Source organism: Achromobacter sp. GbtcB20, assembly GCF_019091095.1.
Taxonomy (GTDB): Bacteria; Pseudomonadota; Gammaproteobacteria; order Burkholderiales; family Burkholderiaceae_B; genus Achromobacter; species Achromobacter mucicolens.
The window spans coordinates 1-557 of the sequence record NZ_JAGXJZ010000187.1 but is presented as its reverse complement, the minus strand read 5'-3'; the positions used below and the strand labels follow the sequence as shown (position 1 = coordinate 557).

Here is a 557-nt window from a genome sequence, read left to right as displayed (position 1 = left end):
TGCCGGCCAGGATCGGGCCGAGATAGGGAACGAAATCCAGCAGCCCGGCGATGATCCCGAGCAGCAGGCCGAGCGGCACGCCCAGCAAACCCAGGCCGACCGAGGTGGCGACACCGACGATCAGCATCGAAATCGATTTGCCGAGCAGCCAGCTGCCCAGCGTGTCGCCCATTTTCTTCATCACCTGGCGCGCACGCGGACGCTTCGCCTGCGGCACCAGCTTGATGAAACCGTTCGTGTACAGGTGCGGCGAGGCGGCGAAATAAATGCCGACGAAGAGGATGATCACCACGTTGCCCAGCGCGCCGATGACGCCGCCGAAGAACAGGCCGGCGTTCGGCACCAGCGAGGACATCTGCTTGAGCGCCTGCTCCGGCGGCGGCAGTTCGGCCGCCACGCGTTGCAGCACGGGATGTTGCTTGACGAACTCCTGCAGTTTCTCGATCGATTGCGGCACCGTCTCGGCCAGCTTGCTCGACTGCTCGGCAATCTGCGGCGCCATGGCCCAGCCACCCAGGCCGACGACGGCAAACAGCAGCAGCACCACGAGCGCCAGC

1 protein-coding gene is annotated in these 557 nt (G+C 65.5%); it reads right to left on the bottom strand.

Features of this window, described 5'->3' with window-relative positions; translation table 11 throughout:
- The coding region (locus KVT32_RS28485) for an AI-2E family transporter (protein ID WP_371825630.1) at positions 1–544 on the bottom strand (544 nt) is incomplete at its 3' end.
- Positions 545–557: the final 13 nt, after the last annotated feature.